Source organism: Dysgonomonas sp. 520, from assembly GCF_010501095.1.
GTDB lineage: Bacteria > Bacteroidota > Bacteroidia > Bacteroidales > Dysgonomonadaceae > QVMP01.
Window position 1 is genome coordinate 18842 of sequence record NZ_QVMP01000025.1, and the last position, 19317, is coordinate 38158.

A 19317-nucleotide genomic window follows, 5' to 3' on the forward strand; every position below is an offset into this window, starting at 1 on the left:
AATAAATCCATCGAAACAAGACATGAAAAGTCTGTTAAAAAAAGAATTTATACACATCGTTTGTTCATCTTCAGGCATTGTATTCTCATTTGCATACCTGCTCATTTGTGGTCTTTTTTTGTGGTTGTTTCAGGGTAGTTTCAATATTCCCGATGCCAATTATAGTTCATTGGATAGCTTCTTCCGACTGTCTGCTCTGCTTTTCATTGTTCTGATTCCAGCTCTAACGATGGGCTCTTTCAGTGAAGAGCGAAAAAGCAATACCTTGAACCTGCTCCTATCCCGCCCGAAAAAAATAGTTACAATTATCTCCTCAAAGATTCTGTCTTCGTGGATGTTTGCAACTATCTGTATACTTGCTACTTTTGTTTATATCATTACTATCAGCGATTTGTCAATCCCGAAAGGCAATATTGACCTACACAATATCATTATTTGCTATGCCTTGTTGATATTTCTCTCTTTGGTTTTTGTGTCTATCGGAGTTTTTTCGTCTACATTGACATCCAATCAAATATTGGCTTTATTGTTATCCATATTTTTAAATGCTTTCTTTTTCTTTGGATTCGATATGATCGGATATTTGTTCGGATCGCCAAAAGCGCAACTATCTGTATCCTCATTCGGTTTGAACAGTCACTATACGTTGATGCAACGAGGAGTTGTGCAATTGAATGATATCCTTGCATTTTTTAATTATATAGCCGTATTTGTAATTCTTAGTGTTTTTGTTCTTGATATTCGGAAAACGCTGAGGTTGAAAAGGTGCTTCATTGGTTTAGGCATTTTAGTAGCTGTGAATATTATTGCATCTTTTATCCCGAATTACAGGTTTGACTTCACCGAGGATAAAAAATATACATTGAGCGATTACTCAAAAAAAATACTAGCCAACATAGCCGAGGAAAAGAAAGATATACAGGTAAATATATTTCTTGAAGGAGATTTGAATTCAGGTTTTCAGAAATTACAAAATTCGGTAAAAGACCTGTTGAGTGATTTCAACCGAAAATCAAACGGTGCTTTTAATGTTAAATTCATAAATCCATACAATAATGCCAATTCTCCCAAAGAGGTGTACGAATACATGGCTCAACAACAGATGGAGGGTATTATCCTGAATGAAACGAACAGAGAAGGAAAAGTCAGCCAGAAAATTATCTACCCTTATGCGCAGATTGTTTATGACAATGACACCCTGCCTATCAATCTGTTAAAACGCATAACGACAAACTCCGCCGAAGAAAACCTGAATGCCTCGGCCGAAAATCTGGAATTTGAATTTATTGATGCCATCCGTTTGATAAGCCGGAAGGAAAAGCGGGATATTGCTTTCATTGAAGGGCACGGCGAGATTGCCGAGCCTTATCTGGAAGACGCCACGGCCATGCTGTCTAAATATTTTTTTATCAACAGGGGAACTATCATTCCCGATGTATCTGTATTAAACAGCTTTAGCGTGGTCATCATAGCCGGAGCAACAGAGAAATTTTCGGAGCAAGAAAAATTCATACTCGATCAATACATTATGAACGGTGGAAAAGTATTGTGGTTGATGGATGGTGTATATTACTCAAAAGAAGATTTAGCCCGAAAAGGCGAATCGCCCGGCATGAAAAATGAAACTAATCTGGACGATTTGCTTTTCACTTATGGGGTGCGCATCAATCCGGTTTTGCTGCAAGATGCACAATGTTTGCCTATTCTTCTTGCATCGGACAACGAAAATGCGAAACCTACGGTAGTGCCATCGTTCTTTTCTCCGTTGCTTATCCCTAGTCCAAATCATCCTGTTACAAAAGATATATCCGATGTTGCCGCCTATCTGTCAAGCTCGGTAGATATTGTGGGTAAATCGGAAAATGTGAGCAAAACGGTTCTTCTGACCACATCAACACATAGCCATACGGTGCGTGTTCCCGAAAAAATAAACTTCGAGGTTGAACATATCCAATCTCAGCCTGACTATTTTGACGAGTCATTCATCCCCGTTGCTATCGCTCTTGACGGACAATTCAACTCGGCATACAAAAACAGGATGATTCCCGATAGCATTGATATGCGGGAATATAAACCCCGATTTAAAAGCTCACGAACAAAAATGATAGTAGTAGGAAATTCCGAGATCATCCGAAACAGCTATGCAGGTCAAGATGACGAAACAATGCTGCTGCCTATGGGTTACGACCGCATCGAGAGAAAACAATATGGCAACAGGGATTTTATAGTGAATGCCGTTAATTGGCTGGCAAACGATGACGAATGGATGAGTTTGAGGAATAAGCAACAGCAGTTGAGACTGCTAAACAAGCAGCTTATTTATGAAAACAGGGACAAATATGTTGCAATGAATATTGCTTTACCTCTCCTTATTATGGCTTTGATAATTGGTTGTATAAACCTTCTGAGAAAATTCAAATATGAACGGTAGACCATGTTAAAACAAAATCTTCCGTTACCTCATAATTGATAGTGAAGGTTTGTTTTATTTCTCCGGCTTCAAAAGTTCCTTTTTGCTGAGGTTTGAAATGATGTATTTGCAGATCGCTTTTCAAGTCCACGCCTTCCCGATCTATAATTTTATACATTGTTTCTTTTGCCGACCAGTGCAGAAGCAAATGGATAAGCTCATTATCCGGATCAATAAACTCCTGATCGGAAACAAACCGGTCACGAACCCTAACCACTTTGTCCGAAATTTTCTCAATATCAATACCTACTGTCTTGTCTTTATCCAGAATTACGGCTACAAACCCTTTGGTATGGGAAATGCTTAAGTGAAATGATTTGTCCGACAGATATGGCCTACCCGAAACTTCGTATTTTATATTTACTTCTTTGCCCAATAGTTCTTTCAGGAGAACCCGAACGGCTAGTTTCTCTGTCTGTTTTGCTTCGGAAGATACAAGCAACACATCCTTTTGAAGAAAGGATTTATTCTCCAACATTGAAAATAGTTCTTCTCTCGACTCGTCTATTTTCCAGATAGCCAAATGGGTAGTATCATATTTTTCTTTGCGGATAAGCATATCTAGCTATAATAAATGTCATCCTGAATGAAATGAAGGATCTTTTTCTCTATAACCAGATTCTTCACTTCGTTCAGAATGACAAGAATTTATTTACTTTACACATACGTTTCCAGCAAGGTCACTTCACCCGAAGGAATAATCTCTATCGAAGAAGTGTCAGCAGGAATCAAAATAGACTCTCCCTGACATACGTTCAACGAATTACCTTTATTGTCCTTAATTTCTGCCGATCCTTTTGTGCAAATATAAATTACGAACGAATCAACAGAAGAATAGTCCCTCTCGAAATTCTTGTCCAATTCCATCAGGCTGGTGGTGAAATATTGGCATTTCTCCAATTCCACAAGTTTGTCTTTTTGGGGAGTGTATTGATTTTTATAAGAATCGTAAATTTTAAAGTCGATCGCATCTTTTGCCAACTCGGTATGCAACTCGCGAGGATTACCATCCTTATCTTTACGGTTGTAGTCGTAAATACGATATGTTATATCCGAAGTCTGCTGAATTTCCGCTATAAATGACCCTGCACCAATAGCGTGAACCCTTCCGGCAGGCAAGAAAAACACGTCACCTTTTTTTATATCCTGTTTAGCCAGATAGTCGACAAACGTGTTATCCTCAACTGTCTTTGCATAATTTTCAGGACTTAGTGGTTTCTGAAATCCCGAATAAAGAAAAGCATCGGGAGTGGCGTCAACAACATACCACATCTCCGTCTTTCCGAAAGAGTTGTGACGTTCCATCCCTAATTTATCGTCAGGGTGAACCTGAATAGATAAGTTATCTTCGGCATCAATAAATTTGATCAGCAGAGGAAAAGTTGTGCCGAATTTATCATATATCTTTTTCCCTACCAGTTTATCTTTATACTCGGATATCAATTGTTCGAGAGTTTTCCCTTTGAGGTCGCCATTCGACACCACCGATACATTATTTTTTACACCTGAAATTTCCCAACTTTCGCCGATTCCGCTTCCGGCAGAAGCTAAATTTTTGAAAGGACCAATTTTAGACCCTCCCCAAATCAGAGATTTCAAGATAGGATCAAATTTTAGTGGATACAAATTCATTTTTATTTCTTAGTCAATTAGTTAGTTTTTTTATTATTCCTTGTTTTGAAGTTTCAGCACAAACGCAGAGCGAGCCGGAATGTATAATTTCAGCCATCCTTTGTTGTGCTGCTGATACAATGGATCCGGTGATGTGAAATGATGTACAGTCTCATCCACAAGATTGTTTCCTCCGAATTCAAATCCATCTGTGTTCAAAATGGTTGTATATTCCCCCTGCGGAGCAAGGAAACCATAATCGAAGAATGATTTACTGGGGTGAAAATTAAATACAAATATTAAATCTCCACGCATATATGCAAGAACTTGGTCGTCATCGTTGTGCCAAAGCTCTACGACAGGTATATCCTGAAAATCTTTCTCCGATTTCACCACCTTTAGCATGGCTTTGTCAAAATCGCCCAGATCTTTATACCTTAAATCTTTATCATCTACCAAACTCCACTGACGACGGGCATATTTGTGCGACCACCCGTTACCCTCACGAGGAAAATCAATCCATTCGGGATGCCCGAACTCATTTCCCATAAAATTGAGATAGCCTCCATTGATGGTAGAAGCCGTTATCAAGCGGACCATTTTGTGCAATGCAATGCCTCTGTCGGTTTTGTACGAACTGCCATATAGTTTCGACATATGCCAATACATATCGGCATCTATCAACCTGAATATAATAGTCTTATCGCCAACCAATGCCTGATCGTGGCTTTCGGCGTAAGAGATCGTTTTTTCATCGGCACGACGGTTTGTCAGTTCCCAAAAGATGGACGATGGTTTCCAGTCTTCATCGGTGCGTTCCTTGATTATCTTGATCCAATAATCGGGAACATTCATTGCCATACGATAATCGAATCCGTAACCACCGTCTTTATATTTCAGAGCTAATCCCGGCATACCGCTCACCTCTTCGGCAATGGTTATTGCTTTAGGATTGACCTCATGTATCAACTCGTTGGCAAGAGTCAGGTATGCAATGGCGTCGGGGTCTTCGTTGCCATTGTAGTAGCTGTCATAATTCAGAAAATCATCTCCCAAGCCATGACTGTAATACAACATAGAGGTAACTCCGTCGAAACGGAAACCATCAAACTTATATTCTTCCAGCCAGAACTTACAGTTGGACAAGAGGAAGTGCATCACTTCATTCTTTCCATAATTGAAGTTCAACGAATCCCAAGCAGCATGTTCCCGCCTCGCTCCGGTATGGAAATACTGATCGAACGAGCCGTCAAACCTTCCCAGTCCTTCCACTTCATTTTTCACAGCATGAGAATGTACAATATCCATAATCACAGCTATTCCCATCGCATGGGCGTCGTCAATCAGATGTTTCAGCTCGTCAGGAGTACCAAAGCGTGACGAAGCCGCAAAAAAGCTGGACACATGGTAGCCAAACGACCCATAGTACGGATGCTCCTGTATAGCCATTATCTGGATGGCATTGTAACCATCCTCTTTGATTCGGGGAAGCACATTCAACCTGAATTCGTCATACGTGCCAACCTTTTCTTCCTGAGTGGCCATACCTATATGACATTCATAAATCAGCAATGGCGAAGTATTTGGCTCGAAGCTATTTATTTTGAACTCATACGGATTTTCCGGAGCCCATACCTGAGACGAAAATATTTTGGACTTTTCATCCTGAACCACTCGCCTTGTCCATGCCGGAATACGTTCAGCTTCGTCGCCTTCCCATTTCACGAACAATTTGTATATATCGCCATGATGAAGCTTGTCCAGAGGAATTTTTACTTCCCAAACACCGTTGTCGAGACGGCTTAGCTTATACTCATCCTGCAATTGCCAATCGTTGAACGAACCATATATGTAGATAGCCATCGCATTAGGCGCCCAATCGCGAAACACCCAACACTCTGCCGTTTTATGCAACCCAAAATAAAGATAACCCGAAGCAAATTCAGGCAGGGAAACTTTTCCATTATCGGTTAGCGACTCTTTTTTCTGCTGTACATAGTTGTATCGCCCTTCAATGGCATCCCTGTATGGCTCGAGCCAAGGGTCATTCTTAATTAGGTTAAGCATAGCTATCTCATTGTTTTTAAGTGTATATCAAATTTATTTCACCAATATTTTAACAACAATTTTGCGAATCGGACCTTCGCCAATACATGGTGCGTGTACATCTTCGGGGAAGAAAATAGCAAAATCGCCCGGATTCAATTTGAAGTTCATTGTTGTTTTATCCTTGTAGAAAATAATGTCTTTGGTTGTATCAAATTCACCTGCGGGCTCTTTCATCAAGTCACGGCAAGCCCAACCAAAACCTTCAGCCGTACTCACCGGCATCTGTATATCAATAAATTTATCGTGAGCCTCGGGTTTAGCATCCTCTACTTTTTTCAAATTAGTATCGCTGATATTTACTATCAGTTCGTTCTCCACCAAAACAGTTTTGCCCGGCTCCAGATTTGCAAAATCTAAAGATTTAAGATACTCGAATGCTTTTGGGAATAAAGGGTTTATACCTTCGTAAACAGATGAATTTTTTAAATTATCAATAATCATGGTTTCAACTTCTTTTAAATTTATTAACTCTGTTAACAAAGATAGGAAAAATATAGCAACTAAAAACGAGTTGAAATCAAAATCAGTTTCGAATACTGAACATTTTAATGCTAAATTGGTTTTAATAACGACAAAAGAAAAGAGAATCAATTTGTTGGATAGCGAAATTTATTTTTTTAACTTTGTCGCGAGTTAATTTTTATGTGTAATTACAAAAAAAGTAATCTTATGAAAGATTTGATCGGAGCGAATGCTGGTACAGTATGGGAATACTTAAGCGAAAAAGGAGAAAAAACCGTTAAGGAAATCAAAACAGCAACAAAGCTTACCGAAAAAGATTTGTATGCAGCCATAGGTTGGTTGGCAAGAGAAGGTAAAATAGAAATCAAAAAAATAGAAAAAGAACTTTCTATTTCGTTGATTTAAAACTGAAACACTTGACCCGCTACAAGTCAAAGCAACCAGCTTTGGCTTACAGTGGGAAAAGTAAGATGGTTTAACAAAATTAGGCTTTTATTCAACCCATATAAATTGCTCGCAAGAAATTAAAATAATATTCTTGCGAGTTTTTATTTTGATTTTCCATAATCTATCTTTATTTTTGTATGCATTTAAACGCGTATGACCGACAAACAAGAAAAGTTGCTTCACGATTTGGAGTTAAGAATGAGGCAATTAATGTTATTATGTGATTCTTTGCGCGATGATAATCTTTTATTGAAAGAGGACATCGAAAAAAAGAATGTGCAAATAGCATCACTTTCTTCCGAATTGGTTGATATGCAGGCTAAATATGAAAATTTGAAGGTAAGTAAGGCTTTAATTTCCGACAGCAATGGCGATAAGGAAAAAGCAAAAGTCAGGTTATCTAAATTAGTGCAAGAAGTTGATAAATGCATATCATTGTTGAAAAGTAGTTAAAATAAATAGAAAAATTGCACGACACAATGAATGAGCATTTCGTAATTACACTGCATGTATTCAATAAAGTATATCGTTTGAAGGTGAAACGGAAAGACGAGAAAATTTATCGGGATGCGGCAGATGCAATTAAAAAGAAAACGAAACAATATAGAGATTATTTCTCAGGACAAGAAAGCAACAAGCTTGAAGATACTGATTATATGGTGATGACCTCCATACAAGCATTATCGGAGAATGCCGCACTGGAAACGGAAAACGAGGCATACGAAAGGAAAATCAAGTCTTTAACTGAAGAGTTAGACCTTTTTTTGAGAAAATACAGATAACACTATTGTTTAGGCAAAACAAAGATACATTTGCACTAATTGGAGAACATGGATATTTTCGCCCGTGTTGTTCGGTTAGTGTATTTTTTTATATAAATATTTAATACTGAAAATTTTTAATTATGAATTTAACTAGCATATTATTAGCCATTGCTTGTTTCTTCATAGGTGGTATTCTGACATATGTTGTCGTGAATATACTTATGAAAAACAAAATCAAAGGCAGATTAGAAGAGGCTGAAAAAGAGGCCGAACTAATTAAAAAGAATAAGTTACTGGAGGTTAAGGAGCAAGCTATCAAAATGAAAAACGACTTCGAAAGCCAAGCCAACGCCAGAAACTCGAAAATTCAGATTGCTGAAAACAAAAACAAGCAAAGAGAATTGAGCCTCAACCAGAGACAAGAAGAACTTCAACGACGCAAAAACGAAGTTGAAACAATAAAAGAAAATCTTGACGCTCAGCTGGAAATTGTTGAACGTAAGAAAATTGATCTGGAAAAACTTCATAAGCAAGAGATCGAAAGATTGGAAGCTCTGTCCGGACTATCGGCAGAAGAAGTGAAAGATAAAATGGTAGAAGCTTTGAAGGATGAAGCGCAAACTCATGCCCAGTCATACATCAACGAGATTATGGAAGAGGCGAAAATGACTGCAAACAAAGAGGCGAAAAAGATTGTGATTCAATCTATACAACGTGTGGCTACCGAAACAGCTATCGAAAATGCAATCACTGTATTCCACATCGAGTCGGATGAAATTAAAGGACGTATTATCGGGCGTGAAGGACGCAATATCCGTGCGTTGGAAGCCGCAACCGGCATAGAAATCATTGTTGACGATACCCCCGAAGCCATCATTCTGTCAGGTTTCGACCCTGTAAGGCGTGAGGTTGCCCGTTTGGCACTTCACCAATTGGTTGCAGACGGACGTATCCACCCGGCACGCATCGAAGAGGTGGTGGCCAAGGTGAGAAAACAGATTGAAGAAGAAATTATAGAAACAGGTAAACGTACAACTATCGACCTGGGTATTCACGGCTTACACCCTGAACTTATCCGCCTTGTGGGTAAGATGAAATACCGTTCGTCGTATGGGCAAAACCTGTTGCAGCATGCCCGTGAAACAGCAAATCTTTGTGCTGTTATGGCATCCGAACTAGGGTTGAATGTGAAGAAAGCCAAACGAGCAGGATTGTTACACGATATAGGTAAAGTGCCTGACGATGAACCGGAATTGCCACACGCAATACTGGGTATGAAATTGGCGGAAAAATATAAGGAAAAACCGGATATTTGCAACGCTATCGGTGCTCACCACGATGAAGTGGAAATGACTACGCTATTGGCTCCGATCGTTCAGGTGTGTGACGCCATTTCCGGAGCACGTCCGGGAGCACGCCGCGAAATTGTGGAAGCATACATCAAGCGGTTGAACGACTTGGAACAGTTGGCATTGTCTTATCCGGGAGTATTGAAAACCTATGCAATACAAGCAGGACGTGAGTTGCGTGTAATTGTAGGAGCAGACAAAGTAAGCGATGTGGAGACAGAAAAACTGTCGGGCGAAATTGCAAAGAAAATTCAAGACGAGATGACATATCCCGGACAGGTAAAAATAACCGTTATCAGGGAAACCAGATCTGTTAGTTTTGCTAAATAATTAGCAGGCAGATTATTTAAAATTTTATAAAGAAGCTTAACATTTTAAGCTTCTTTATTTTGTCTTGACTAATCCATAAAATCATTATCTTTGCCCGATCGAAATCAAGGTTATACTCTTAGCAGGGTTCTATAAAAAAAAGAAGATATGGCATACAAAATAGCTGTTTATGACGCAAAGCCTTACGATGAGGCTGTTTTTAACAAAGCCAACGAAAAATATGGGTTTGAGTTGATTTTTCACAAAGAACATCTGGATACTAACAATGCAATATTAGCTAGTGAATGTGATGCCGTTTGCATATTCGTTAATGCAAATGCAAACGCAACAGCTATAAAAAAACTAAAGCAATTGGGCGTAAACCTTATCGCCTTGAGATGTGCGGGTTTTAATAATGTCGATTTGAAAGCCGCCGCCGAAGAAGGTATCAGAGTTGTGCGGGTTCCCGAATATTCACCACATGCAATTGCAGAACACACACTGGCATTGATGCTCAGTTTGAACAGGAAAGTGCACAGGGCTTTCTTAAGAACCCGGGACGGGAATTTCTCCCTACACGGATTTTTAGGTTTCGACATGAACGGGAAAACAATCGGAGTGATAGGTACGGGACGCATCGGGAAAACTGTTGTTCAGGTATTGAAAGGTTTTGGAATGGATATTCTTGCATACGATGTATATCCCGATCATGCCTTTGCAGAAAAAGAGGGAATTACATACACCACTCTCGACGAAATTTATGCAAAATCTGATATCATAACCCTTCATTGTCCGCTCACAAAGGAAACTGAATATATGATCTGCGACACATCCCTAGCCAAAATGAAAGATGGCGTTATGATCATAAATACAGGTAGAGGGAAATTGATACATACAAAACACCTTATCGACGGACTGATATCGCGTAAAGTTGGTTACGCAGGGTTGGACGTGTACGAAGAAGAAGGAAATTATTTTTACGAAGACCGTTCCGACAGCATAATGACTGACGACGTTCTGGCTCGTTTGTTGTCGTTCAACAATGTGATAGTTACATCGCATCAGGCCTTTTTCACACAAGAGGCCATGTCTAACATTGCAAATACAACGCTGAATAATATCAGTGATTTTTTCGCTGGGAAAACCTTAGTAAACGAAGTCGTGTTCAAACCATAATATATTCATAAAGGCTGTATTTTTAACTATGAAATATTTTCTGACATTCATCTTTTCAATTCTTTTTTGTGTAAGTAACTTATTCGCACAAAAATTTGTTGTCGTTATTGATGCCGGGCACGGAGGTAAAGATCCCGGAGCGGTAAGAGGAAAATATAAAGAAAAAGATATCAATCTGGCAGTTGCCCTTCAATTAGGAAAATATATAAACAGTAAGTATAAAGACACAAAAGTAGTATACACACGCACCAGCGACACATTTGTGGGGTTGGATAAAAGAGCCAGTATAGCCAATAAAGCCAAAGCCAATTTATTTATTTCTATCCATGTCAATGCAACGGAAACGAAAACGACTACTGCGGTAGGTGTTGAAACATACATTCTGGGAATTGGCAGAACCAAAGAAAACCTGGAGGTAGCAAAACGTGAAAATGATGTTATCCTTTTGGAAGACGATTACACTAAAAAATATCAGGGGTTTGATCCCAAATCTCCCGAATCAAGCATTATTTTCGAAAACATAGCCAATCGGTTTCTGGAACAAAGCCACGATTTTGCAAACATTGTGCAGAGAGAAATGTCGGGTGTGGCAAAAAGGAAAAATATTGGCGTGAAACAAGGACGGCTGATTGTGTTGTGGAAAACCACCATGCCTAGCGTTCTGGTTGAACTTGGGTTTATCAACAACAGCAACGAGGCCACCTACATGTCTTCGCAACGAGGCCAACGGGCATTGGCCAGTGCTCTATTCTCCGCTTTCGAGAATTATAAAGCCAACTTTGAGAGGAAACAAGGAACAGGAAAAGAAGTTCAGGTGCTGAAAGAAGAGAAGAAAGCCAATAATACAGACAGCAAGTTGCAACAACCGGATGAAGATGTAGTAACAGAAAATAAGCCTGAGAAAAAAGAAGACAAAGCAGAAATAAAAAAAGAAGAGAAGAAAAGTAAAGAAAACAGCCGTGAAATAAAAAACGGAATAAATAATTTTATAATAAAAAAAGTAAAAGATCCACAAAACACTACGACTACTACCACTAAATCAGATCAAAATGAATCTGTTACCAAACCGGCTAAAAAAGAAGAGAAAATTTTAGCGGAGAAAAAGGTAAATGCTGATGAACCAATCAAGCAAACAGACGTTAAAAAGAAGAATGAAACGCCGAACAAACCCGATCAGGCTGCAAACAAAATGCAAATAGCGAAAGATCAGGTTGAATATCGTGTTCAATTCTTTATTTCAACGACCCCGGTGGCATCCGATTCCAATAAATTTAAGGGATTAACCCCTGTTGATTCTTACAAAGATGGAGGTGCATACAAATACACGTACGGGTCGACGACGGATTTTAATGAAATTTTGAGAATTCAGAGAAAAGTGAGAGCGAAGTTCCCGGATGCTTTTGTTGTGAAATTCAAAAATGGAGTTCGAATAAAATAATGTATTATGAGTAAAATAGCGTCGAAAGAAGTAAAAATTGGAATAGCGTTTATCATTAGTTTATTTATACTGTATTATGGTATAAACTTTTTGAAAGGAATCAATATATTCAAGCCATCGAACTCGTACATCGTTTCGTTTGACGATGTAACAGGCTTAACCCTGTCAAGTCCGGTTTTTGTGAATGGATATCAGGTTGGATTGGTTTATTCGATGCATCTTAGCGAAGATGGCAAGAAGGTGTTTACAGTGTTGAATATGAACAAGGGCGTGAAAATACCAAAAGACAGCAAGGTAAAGCTGGAGGTATCGATGCTGGGAAGTGCAACCATAATTATTGAGCAAAATCCACTGCAAACCGAATTTATCTCGCCCAACGATACCATATATGGAGTGAGAGATGCCGGTATGATGGATGCGGTGACGAAAGACATGCTTCCGCAGGTGAATGCCATATTGCCCAAGGTTGATTCTATTATGACCGGCTTGCAGATATTGGTCAACAGTCCGGCATTGCTTCAGTCTGTGAATAATATGGAACAAATAACAAGGAATATAGATGCCTCGACAAAACAATTGAATATGCTGATGTCTTCATTGAACAGAGATGTACCTCAGATAACAAATAAATTGAATAACGTGACCACGGATGTATCTAACATGACGTCTCAACTTGGTTCGATAGATTTGTCAAAGACATACAATTCGATTGATTCGACATTACAGAATATTCAGTATCTTTCAGGTAAACTAAACGAAAGTAACAATTCTTTAGGTTTGTTATTGAATGACAGACAGTTATACGATAGCTTAAGTACAACCATAAACAATGCGTCAGGTCTTTTGCAAGATATAAAAGAAAACCCAAGTAGATATATCAATGTTAAAGTTTTCTGATATTATTTAGAGTCATTCTAAATAACACTACGAGATATTAAAAGGCTCGTAACTTAACCACTTAGGTAAAATATGTATCATATCACTTAAGTATAGAAAATATCTTGAGGTCTGTTTGTTGTTATTTAATTGATTGTGTAATAGGTGATTATGTGGGGTTAAATGAGTCTATTTGCAGAAAAAAAATGAAGAGGCTTTAATGTATTGATTTTTATCAACTTAAATTTTATCGAGAAATACAAATAAAAAAGATGTTTTTTTAACCGAAATATTTATTGAATTTTGCATAGGTGTATTCTCAATATCAAGGGTAAAAAGGAGACAATATAGGAAAAGAAAAAAGGTTGAAGTGTTGAACAATAGAAAAATGAATGAATCGGTAGAAATATTGTGGAATAATTGTTTGAAGGTTTTCAAAGACAATGTCAATGAAGTAGCTTTCAATACATGGTTTGCCCCGATTGTACCATTATCATACTCAAATGATATATTTACAATTCAGGTGCCAAGCCAGTTTTTTTACGAATACCTTGAGGAAAAGTTTATTGATCTGATTCGTATGACACTGCATAGGGTGATCGGAGAGAAGACAATCTTAAACTACCGTATTCTTGTAGAGAATACGTCGAATTCGATGGTAGTGTATCAAGGAGAAAACAAGTCTACCGCAGTTGAAGCAACCAAACAAGTAAAGACAAATAAAATCACAAGTCCTTTCGAGAAAGTCGTATCAAATGATTTCGACTCACAGTTGAATCCTAAATATACTTTCGACAATCTCTTCGAAGGGGTTAGCAATAAACTGGCTCGGGCAGGAGGTGAAACAATTGCAAAAAATCCGGGAAAAACAGCTTTTAATCCTCTTTTTATACACGGATTGTGTGGAGTTGGAAAAACGCACCTGTGCCATGCCATTGGTGTGAAAATAAAAGAGTTGTATCCTGAAAAGCGTGTTTTATTCGTATCTGCACACTTGTTCAAGGTTCAATATACCGATGCCACACGTTTCAATACGGTGAATGATTTTATCAACTTCTATCAAGGAATTGATGTCTTGATAATAGACGATATACACGAGTTGTCCGGATTGGAAAGAACTCAAAATACATTTTTCCATATATTCAATCACCTACACCAAAACAATAAGCAATTGATATTGACTTCCGACCGTGCACCATCCGAATTGCTGGGTGTTGAAGACAGGCTTTTGACACGTTTCAGGTGGGGGTTGACAACAAAATTGGAAAGTCCTGATTATGAACTGAGAATTAAGATTATTCAGCACAAAATTCTTCAGGATGGACTGTCCATTTCTCAGGATGTGATTGAATATATTGCAGAAAATGTTACCGATAACATTCGTGATATTGAAGGTGTTATAGTTTCGCTGATGGCACATTCCGTAATCTACAACAGAGATGTAGACCTTCCGTTGGCAAAACGGGTTATTGGACAAGCAATAAAAAAACCGGAAAAGAAAGACCTCACAATATACGACATAACAGAAGTTGTCTGCAATTATTTCAAAATCAAAAAAGATTTGATTCATACAGCTTCGAGAAAGAGGGAAATCGTTTTGGCAAGGCAAGTTACAATGTATATGGCAAAACAACACACCGATCTATCCCTGGCTCAAATAGGTGCTATCATCGGAAAGAAGAATCACGCAACAGTACTGCATGCCTGCAAAACAGTCAAAAATCAACTGGATGTGGATAAATCGTTCAGGGACGATATTGATGAAATAGAAAAAGAACTGAAAAAATAAGAAGAAACCAGATCACATTGATCTGGTTTTTTTATTGTATCAACGCAATCTTAATCCGTTTTATAAGATAAAATGACAGCTTTACTTTACAATTCATTGCACGCTTTTATCTTCTTTGTGCAATTTTAATATGACTCTCCATTTTTTATAACATTTTGATAATTTTAGTATCTCAAACTTGCTATCTATTTGAAATGAAAGTCCTAAATTTGTATAGTAAACAACTAAGTCTGGCTTAAGCTGTGGAAATGTAGAAAAACCTAAGAATAAGCACTTAATATAGGATAAAATATACAAATATACATACAACGCTAAAAAAGCTATGGGAAGAGAAATTAAATTTAGTCTACTCTATCGTGACATGTGGCAATCTTCGGGTAAATACCAACCACGTGTTGATCAATTGGTGCAAGTGGCACCTGTCATTATCGACATGGGCTGTTTTGCCCGTGTGGAAACTAACGGAGGAGCCTTTGAGCAAGTAAACCTCCTTTACGGAGAAAATCCAAACAAATCGGTACGTGCATGGACAGACCCATTCAATAAGGTGGGAATCCAAACACACATGCTTGAGCGTGGATTGAACGCACTGCGTATGTATCCCGTTCCGAAAGATGTGCGTCGCCTGATGTTTAAGGTAAAGAAAGCACAGGGAACAGACATATCTCGTTCATTCGACGGGTTGAATGACCCTCGGAATCTCGAATTATCTGTAAAATATGCAAAAGAAGCTGGAATGATATCCCAGACCGCTCTTTGTATTACAAACTCGCCTATTCATACGGTTGATTACTATGTGAATTTTGCAGATAAATTGGTAGACTTCGGAGCCGATGAGTTTTGTTTGAAAGACATGGCCGGTATTGGACGCCCTGCATTTTTGGGTAAACTTGTGAAAGCATTGAAAGACAGGCATCCAAACATTCCAATTGAATATCACGGACATACAGGACCCGGATTTTCTGTTGCATCGATGTTGGAGGTTGCCCGTGCGGGAGCCGACTATCTTGATACTGCCATCGAACCGCTTGCATGGGGTATGGTACATCCTGACATTATTACAATTCAAGCCATGTTGAAAGACGCAGGTTTTTCTGTTCCGGATATCAACATGAGCGCATATATGGAAGCTCGTGCCATGACACAATCTTTCATTGACGACTTTTTGGGATATTTCATAGACCCGTCTAACAAAATAATGAACTCTCTGCTTGTAGGCTGTGGCCTACCGGGAGGTATGATGGGATCGATGATGGCCGACCTTAGAAATATGCATCCTGCCATCAATATGGCTCTGCGCAACAACGACAAACCGGAGGTTTCGCTCAATGATTTGGTTGTACAGTTGTTCCAGGAAGTAGAATACATCTGGCCAAAACTTGGTTACCCACCATTGGTTACACCTTTCAGCCAATATGTGAAGAATATCGCATTGATGAATATATTCTCTATGGCACAAGGTCAGGCTCGTTTCTCGAACATTGACAAAGACAGTTGGAACATGATTCTGGGCAAGACAGGAACCTTACCCGGAAAACTGGACGACGAGATCATCGAACTTGCTAAATCGAAAGGACTTGAATTCTATACAGGTAATCCGCAGGATGAATATCCTGATGCACTTGACGAATATCGCAAGGAGATGGACGAAAACGGATGGGATTATGGTCAGGATGATGAAGAATTGTTTGAGTTGGCTATGCACGACCGTCAATATCGTGACTACAAGTCGGGCTTGGCGAAAGAACGTTTCAATGCCGATCTGGAGAAAGAAAAAGCTAAAGCAGGCGCACCTATCATCGTGACGCGTGAGGTTGTTGAAGTTCCCCGTTTTGATGCGGAAGCTATACAAGCCAAATACCCGGATGCAAAGCCATTGCAAGCCACTGCAACAGGACAACTTATATGGCAAGTATCGGTTGACGATGTTTCCACTGCTCCTGTAATTGGAACTCAGGTGAAAGAAGGTGACGTGGTTTGCTTTGTTCAGACATATTACGGTATAGAAGAAGTAAAAGCACTTGCTTCGGGTAAAATTATACAAATAGAGATTGAACAAGGCGAAAATGTTCAGAAAAACCAAGTGCTTGCCTATATCAACTAAGGCATCTAAAATATTGCACTATAACATAAAAAATAGCTGGCTGTGACAATAGTCGGCTATTTTTATAAAAAAACAAAGACACTTGCGATGCAGGAGCATATAATATACGCCCGAATGTAGCAATCATCGAGCGAAAGATTCTGCCCCCTACAATTTTTATATTATAAATGAAATTATTATACATAATACTGGGAAGTATTTCCCTCGCGCTGGGTCTGCTGGGAATCATTACACCCGGTCTTCCCACAACACCGTTCATCTTGCTCACAGGATACTTGTATGCAAGGAGTTCGGACAAATTGTATAATAAACTCAAAAATAACAAGATAACAGGTCGGTATCTGAACAAAGTAAGCAAAGGTTTGAGTTTTAAGGAAGCATCCATTTCGGTATTGTTAATGTGGTGTATGATATTGTTCACCGCATTTGTTATTTTTCCATACGGAAAAATGCGGTTCGTCATGTTGGGGTTGGGCATAATCGGCACTGTGTCTCAATATGTTGTTCTTTGCAAAAGAAGATGGGGCAGAAAGATGAAGTATACCTATATGCCCGAATCGAAAGATAAGCTGAAAACCATAAAACAATATGATGAACAAGATTGTTAACAATAAATATGAACTTATATGCCAATAAACATCAACCTTATACTTTGGCATCTTGTCAGTTTTTTATTTCTTTGTAACAAATCTAGGTCGCAGACCTTCTTTAATACTTCAAATACTTAAACAAATAACATACAATAAAAAAAGATTATGAGCAACAACAAAGATCAACAAAACCAAATACAAATAGAACTTACGGACGAAATAGCTCAAGGTACATATTCCAATTTGGCTATCATCTCTCATTCTTCATCAGAATTTATTGTAGATTTTGTAAGGATTGTGCCGGGTGTGCCCAAAGCGAAAGTAAAATCAAGGATTATTCTTACTCCCGAACATGCAAAAAGGCTGCTTTTTGCCTTGAACGACAATGTTGTGAAATTTGAACAACAGAACGGAGCTATCAATATAGAAAACAATCCTGCCCCGTTTTTTCCACCGGTGGGCGGAGAGGCTTGATTGTAGGTATACAAGATATACCTATAATCGGAACAGAGTATTAACCTAATACCTTTAATACTATGAAAATAGGTGTACCAAAAGAAATCAAACCTAACGAAAACCGTGTTGCGGTTACACCTGCGGGTGTTTTGGAATTTACGAAAGCCGGACACGAAGTGTTTGTTCAGACAGAAGCCGGATTTGGCAGCGGATTTGAAGACTCGGATTATATCCGCTCGGGTGCAAAAATACTTAACACCATAAGTGATGTCTATGGTATTGCAGACATGATAGTTAAGGTGAAAGAGCCAATCGAACCGGAATACAAGTTAATAAAGAAAGATCAGATTGTTTTCACCTATTTTCACTTTGCGTCGAGCCTCAATCTGACCGAAGCGATGATAAAGAGCAAATCGGTATGTATTGCCTATGAAACCGTAACGCTTCCTGACGGTAGCTTACCTCTGCTAACCCCAATGAGCGAAGTTGCCGGAAGAATGTCGATACAAGAAGGCGCCCGTTTTCTGGAAAAACCTCAATTGGGAAAAGGTATCCTGTTGGGTGGGGTGCCCGGTGTAAGGGCTGCGAAAGTTATTATCATAGGTGGCGGAATAGTTGGTTATCAGGCTGCGAAAATGGCAGCCGGACTAGGAGCATCGGTCACTATTCTGGACAAAAGCCTACCCAGGTTGCGCTATTTGGCTGACATAATGCCGGCTAACGTATCCACTCTCTACTCAAATGAATATACAATACGGCAATTGATCAAGGATGCCGACCTCATCATCGGAGCAGTTCTCATTCCCGGAGCAAAAGCGCCAAAGGTTATCACAAAAGACATGCTGAAAGATATGGAACCGGGAACCGTTTTGGTGGATGTCTCTATCGATCAGGGAGGATGTTTCGAAACATCCAAGCCAACCACGCACACCGAACCTGTTTATGTGATTGACGAAGTAGTGCATTACTCGGTTGCCAATATGCCCGGAGCCGTGCCTAAAACTTCTACAATGGCACTCACAAATGCCACCCTTCCCTATGCTCTCAGTATAGCAAATCTGGGATGGAAGGAAGCATGCCACAGATTTCAGGATCTAAAAGAAGGATTGAATATTGTTGACGGCAAAGTTGTTTGTCAAGCTGTAGCCGATGCCTTCGGATTAGACTATACAGAATATAGATAATGAACTTTTTTTTAGCATAATTGTTATCTTTTTAGAGCCTGTTTAAAAATTTTATAGAAACCGTCTAGGCTTTTTCGTTTTATTCAATTTTGTCATCCTGAGAGTATCGAAGGATCTGTTTTTTAGATGTTTCACTACGTTCAACATGACAAAAACTCAAAAATTAAGTATAATTTAAAAAGT

17 protein-coding genes are annotated in these 19317 nt (G+C 38.9%); 13 read left to right on the forward strand and 4 right to left on the reverse strand.

The features are described 5' to 3' along the window. Nucleotides 1-22: 22 nt before the first annotated feature. Complete coding sequence (gene gldG, locus D0T56_RS13880) at nt 23-2431, forward strand: gliding motility-associated ABC transporter substrate-binding protein GldG (protein ID WP_163320763.1); 2409 nt, start codon at nt 23-25, stop codon at nt 2429-2431. Here the strand turns inward: gldG and D0T56_RS13885 are convergent. The 4 genes from D0T56_RS13885 to D0T56_RS13900 all read right to left on the reverse strand — a co-directional run bounded on the left by D0T56_RS13885 (nt 2415) and on the right by D0T56_RS13900 (nt 6631). Beyond that, nucleotides 2415-3029, reverse strand: coding sequence for a 4'-phosphopantetheinyl transferase superfamily protein (locus D0T56_RS13885; RefSeq protein ID WP_163320764.1), 615 nt, complete (start codon nt 3027-3029; stop codon nt 2415-2417). The two genes, gldG and D0T56_RS13885, sit on opposite strands and share 17 nt — an antisense overlap. A 98-nt stretch (nt 3030-3127) precedes the next feature. Continuing rightward, the gene (locus tag D0T56_RS13890; RefSeq protein ID WP_163320765.1) at nt 3128-4102 is read right to left on the reverse strand and encodes a type I phosphomannose isomerase catalytic subunit; all 975 of its coding nucleotides are present in this window, start codon (nt 4100-4102) and stop codon (nt 3128-3130) included. A gap of 33 nt (nt 4103-4135) precedes the next feature. Further along, nucleotides 4136-6148 (reverse strand): alpha amylase C-terminal domain-containing protein, encoded by a 2013-nt coding sequence (locus D0T56_RS13895; RefSeq protein ID WP_163320766.1) that lies wholly within the window; start codon nt 6146-6148, stop codon nt 4136-4138. Between the two features lie 33 nt (nt 6149-6181). Further along, a complete protein-coding gene (locus tag D0T56_RS13900; protein WP_163320767.1) occupies nt 6182-6631 on the reverse strand; it encodes a YhcH/YjgK/YiaL family protein in 450 nt (149 codons plus the stop codon). 228 nt (nt 6632-6859) lie between these two features. Here D0T56_RS13900 and D0T56_RS13905 point away from each other — a divergent pair, with 228 nt between their 5' ends. The 12 genes from D0T56_RS13905 to ald all read left to right on the forward strand — a co-directional run bounded on the left by D0T56_RS13905 (nt 6860) and on the right by ald (nt 19134). After that, a complete protein-coding gene (locus tag D0T56_RS13905; protein WP_163320768.1) occupies nt 6860-7057 on the forward strand; it encodes a winged helix-turn-helix domain-containing protein in 198 nt (65 codons plus the stop codon). A 195-nt stretch (nt 7058-7252) separates the two neighbouring features. Next, nucleotides 7253-7552 carry a hypothetical protein gene (locus tag D0T56_RS13910; protein WP_163320769.1) on the forward strand — a complete coding sequence of 100 codons (300 nt, stop codon included), beginning with the start codon at nt 7253-7255 and terminating at the stop codon, nt 7550-7552. Nucleotides 7553-7578: 26 nt separating this feature from the next. Further along, nucleotides 7579-7881, forward strand: coding sequence for a cell division protein ZapA (locus tag D0T56_RS13915; RefSeq protein ID WP_163320770.1), 303 nt, complete (start codon nt 7579-7581; stop codon nt 7879-7881). A gap of 122 nt (nt 7882-8003) precedes the next feature. Then, nucleotides 8004-9542 carry a ribonuclease Y gene (rny, locus tag D0T56_RS13920; protein WP_163320771.1) on the forward strand — a complete coding sequence of 513 codons (1539 nt, stop codon included), beginning with the start codon at nt 8004-8006 and terminating at the stop codon, nt 9540-9542. Nucleotides 9543-9689: 147 nt separating this feature from the next. Beyond that, complete coding sequence (locus D0T56_RS13925; RefSeq protein ID WP_163320772.1) at nt 9690-10697, forward strand: 2-hydroxyacid dehydrogenase; 1008 nt, start codon at nt 9690-9692, stop codon at nt 10695-10697. Nucleotides 10698-10725: 28 nt separating this feature from the next. Continuing rightward, on the forward strand, nt 10726-12135 hold the full coding sequence (locus tag D0T56_RS13930; RefSeq protein ID WP_163320773.1) for an N-acetylmuramoyl-L-alanine amidase: 1410 nt from the start codon (nt 10726-10728) through the stop codon (nt 12133-12135). A 6-nt stretch (nt 12136-12141) separates the two neighbouring features. After that, nucleotides 12142-13032 (forward strand): MlaD family protein, encoded by an 891-nt coding sequence (locus D0T56_RS13935; RefSeq protein WP_163320774.1) that lies wholly within the window; start codon nt 12142-12144, stop codon nt 13030-13032. Between the two features lie 367 nt (nt 13033-13399). Further along, complete coding sequence (gene dnaA / locus D0T56_RS13940; RefSeq protein ID WP_163320775.1) at nt 13400-14800, forward strand: chromosomal replication initiator protein DnaA; 1401 nt, start codon at nt 13400-13402, stop codon at nt 14798-14800. 322 nt (nt 14801-15122) lie between these two features. Then, nucleotides 15123-16904 carry a biotin/lipoyl-containing protein gene (locus tag D0T56_RS13945; protein WP_163320776.1) on the forward strand — a complete coding sequence of 594 codons (1782 nt, stop codon included), beginning with the start codon at nt 15123-15125 and terminating at the stop codon, nt 16902-16904. Between the two features lie 167 nt (nt 16905-17071). Next, nucleotides 17072-17512: a YbaN family protein gene (locus tag D0T56_RS13950; RefSeq protein ID WP_163320777.1), complete on the forward strand. Its 441-nt coding sequence runs from the start codon at nt 17072-17074 to the stop codon at nt 17510-17512. 147 nt (nt 17513-17659) lie between these two features. Continuing rightward, complete coding sequence (locus D0T56_RS13955) at nt 17660-17968, forward strand: DUF3467 domain-containing protein (RefSeq protein ID WP_163320778.1); 309 nt, start codon at nt 17660-17662, stop codon at nt 17966-17968. 62 nt (nt 17969-18030) lie between these two features. Then, a complete protein-coding gene (ald, locus tag D0T56_RS13960; protein WP_163320779.1) occupies nt 18031-19134 on the forward strand; it encodes an alanine dehydrogenase in 1104 nt (367 codons plus the stop codon). The last annotated feature ends 183 nt before the right edge of the window (nt 19135-19317 follow it).

Coding starts and splice junctions, on each gene's coding strand:
- D0T56_RS13930 (WP_163320773.1), top strand. CDS start 10,726: ATGAAATATTTTCTGACATTCATCTTTTCAATTCTTTTTTGTGTAAGT.
- D0T56_RS13885 (WP_163320764.1), bottom strand. CDS start 3,029: ATGCTTATCCGCAAAGAAAAATATGATACTACCCATTTGGCTATCTGG.
- ald (WP_163320779.1), top strand. CDS start 18,031: ATGAAAATAGGTGTACCAAAAGAAATCAAACCTAACGAAAACCGTGTT.
- D0T56_RS13915 (WP_163320770.1), top strand. CDS start 7,579: ATGAATGAGCATTTCGTAATTACACTGCATGTATTCAATAAAGTATAT.
- D0T56_RS13950 (WP_163320777.1), top strand. CDS start 17,072: ATGAAATTATTATACATAATACTGGGAAGTATTTCCCTCGCGCTGGGT.
- D0T56_RS13910 (WP_163320769.1), top strand. CDS start 7,253: ATGACCGACAAACAAGAAAAGTTGCTTCACGATTTGGAGTTAAGAATG.
- D0T56_RS13935 (WP_163320774.1), top strand. CDS start 12,142: ATGAGTAAAATAGCGTCGAAAGAAGTAAAAATTGGAATAGCGTTTATC.
- dnaA (WP_163320775.1), top strand. CDS start 13,400: ATGAATGAATCGGTAGAAATATTGTGGAATAATTGTTTGAAGGTTTTC.
- gldG (WP_163320763.1), top strand. CDS start 23: ATGAAAAGTCTGTTAAAAAAAGAATTTATACACATCGTTTGTTCATCT.
- D0T56_RS13925 (WP_163320772.1), top strand. CDS start 9,690: ATGGCATACAAAATAGCTGTTTATGACGCAAAGCCTTACGATGAGGCT.
- D0T56_RS13895 (WP_163320766.1), bottom strand. CDS start 6,148: ATGCTTAACCTAATTAAGAATGACCCTTGGCTCGAGCCATACAGGGAT.
- D0T56_RS13955 (WP_163320778.1), top strand. CDS start 17,660: ATGAGCAACAACAAAGATCAACAAAACCAAATACAAATAGAACTTACG.
- D0T56_RS13945 (WP_163320776.1), top strand. CDS start 15,123: ATGGGAAGAGAAATTAAATTTAGTCTACTCTATCGTGACATGTGGCAA.
- D0T56_RS13905 (WP_163320768.1), top strand. CDS start 6,860: ATGAAAGATTTGATCGGAGCGAATGCTGGTACAGTATGGGAATACTTA.
- rny (WP_163320771.1), top strand. CDS start 8,004: ATGAATTTAACTAGCATATTATTAGCCATTGCTTGTTTCTTCATAGGT.
- D0T56_RS13890 (WP_163320765.1), bottom strand. CDS start 4,102: ATGAATTTGTATCCACTAAAATTTGATCCTATCTTGAAATCTCTGATT.
- D0T56_RS13900 (WP_163320767.1), bottom strand. CDS start 6,631: ATGATTATTGATAATTTAAAAAATTCATCTGTTTACGAAGGTATAAAC.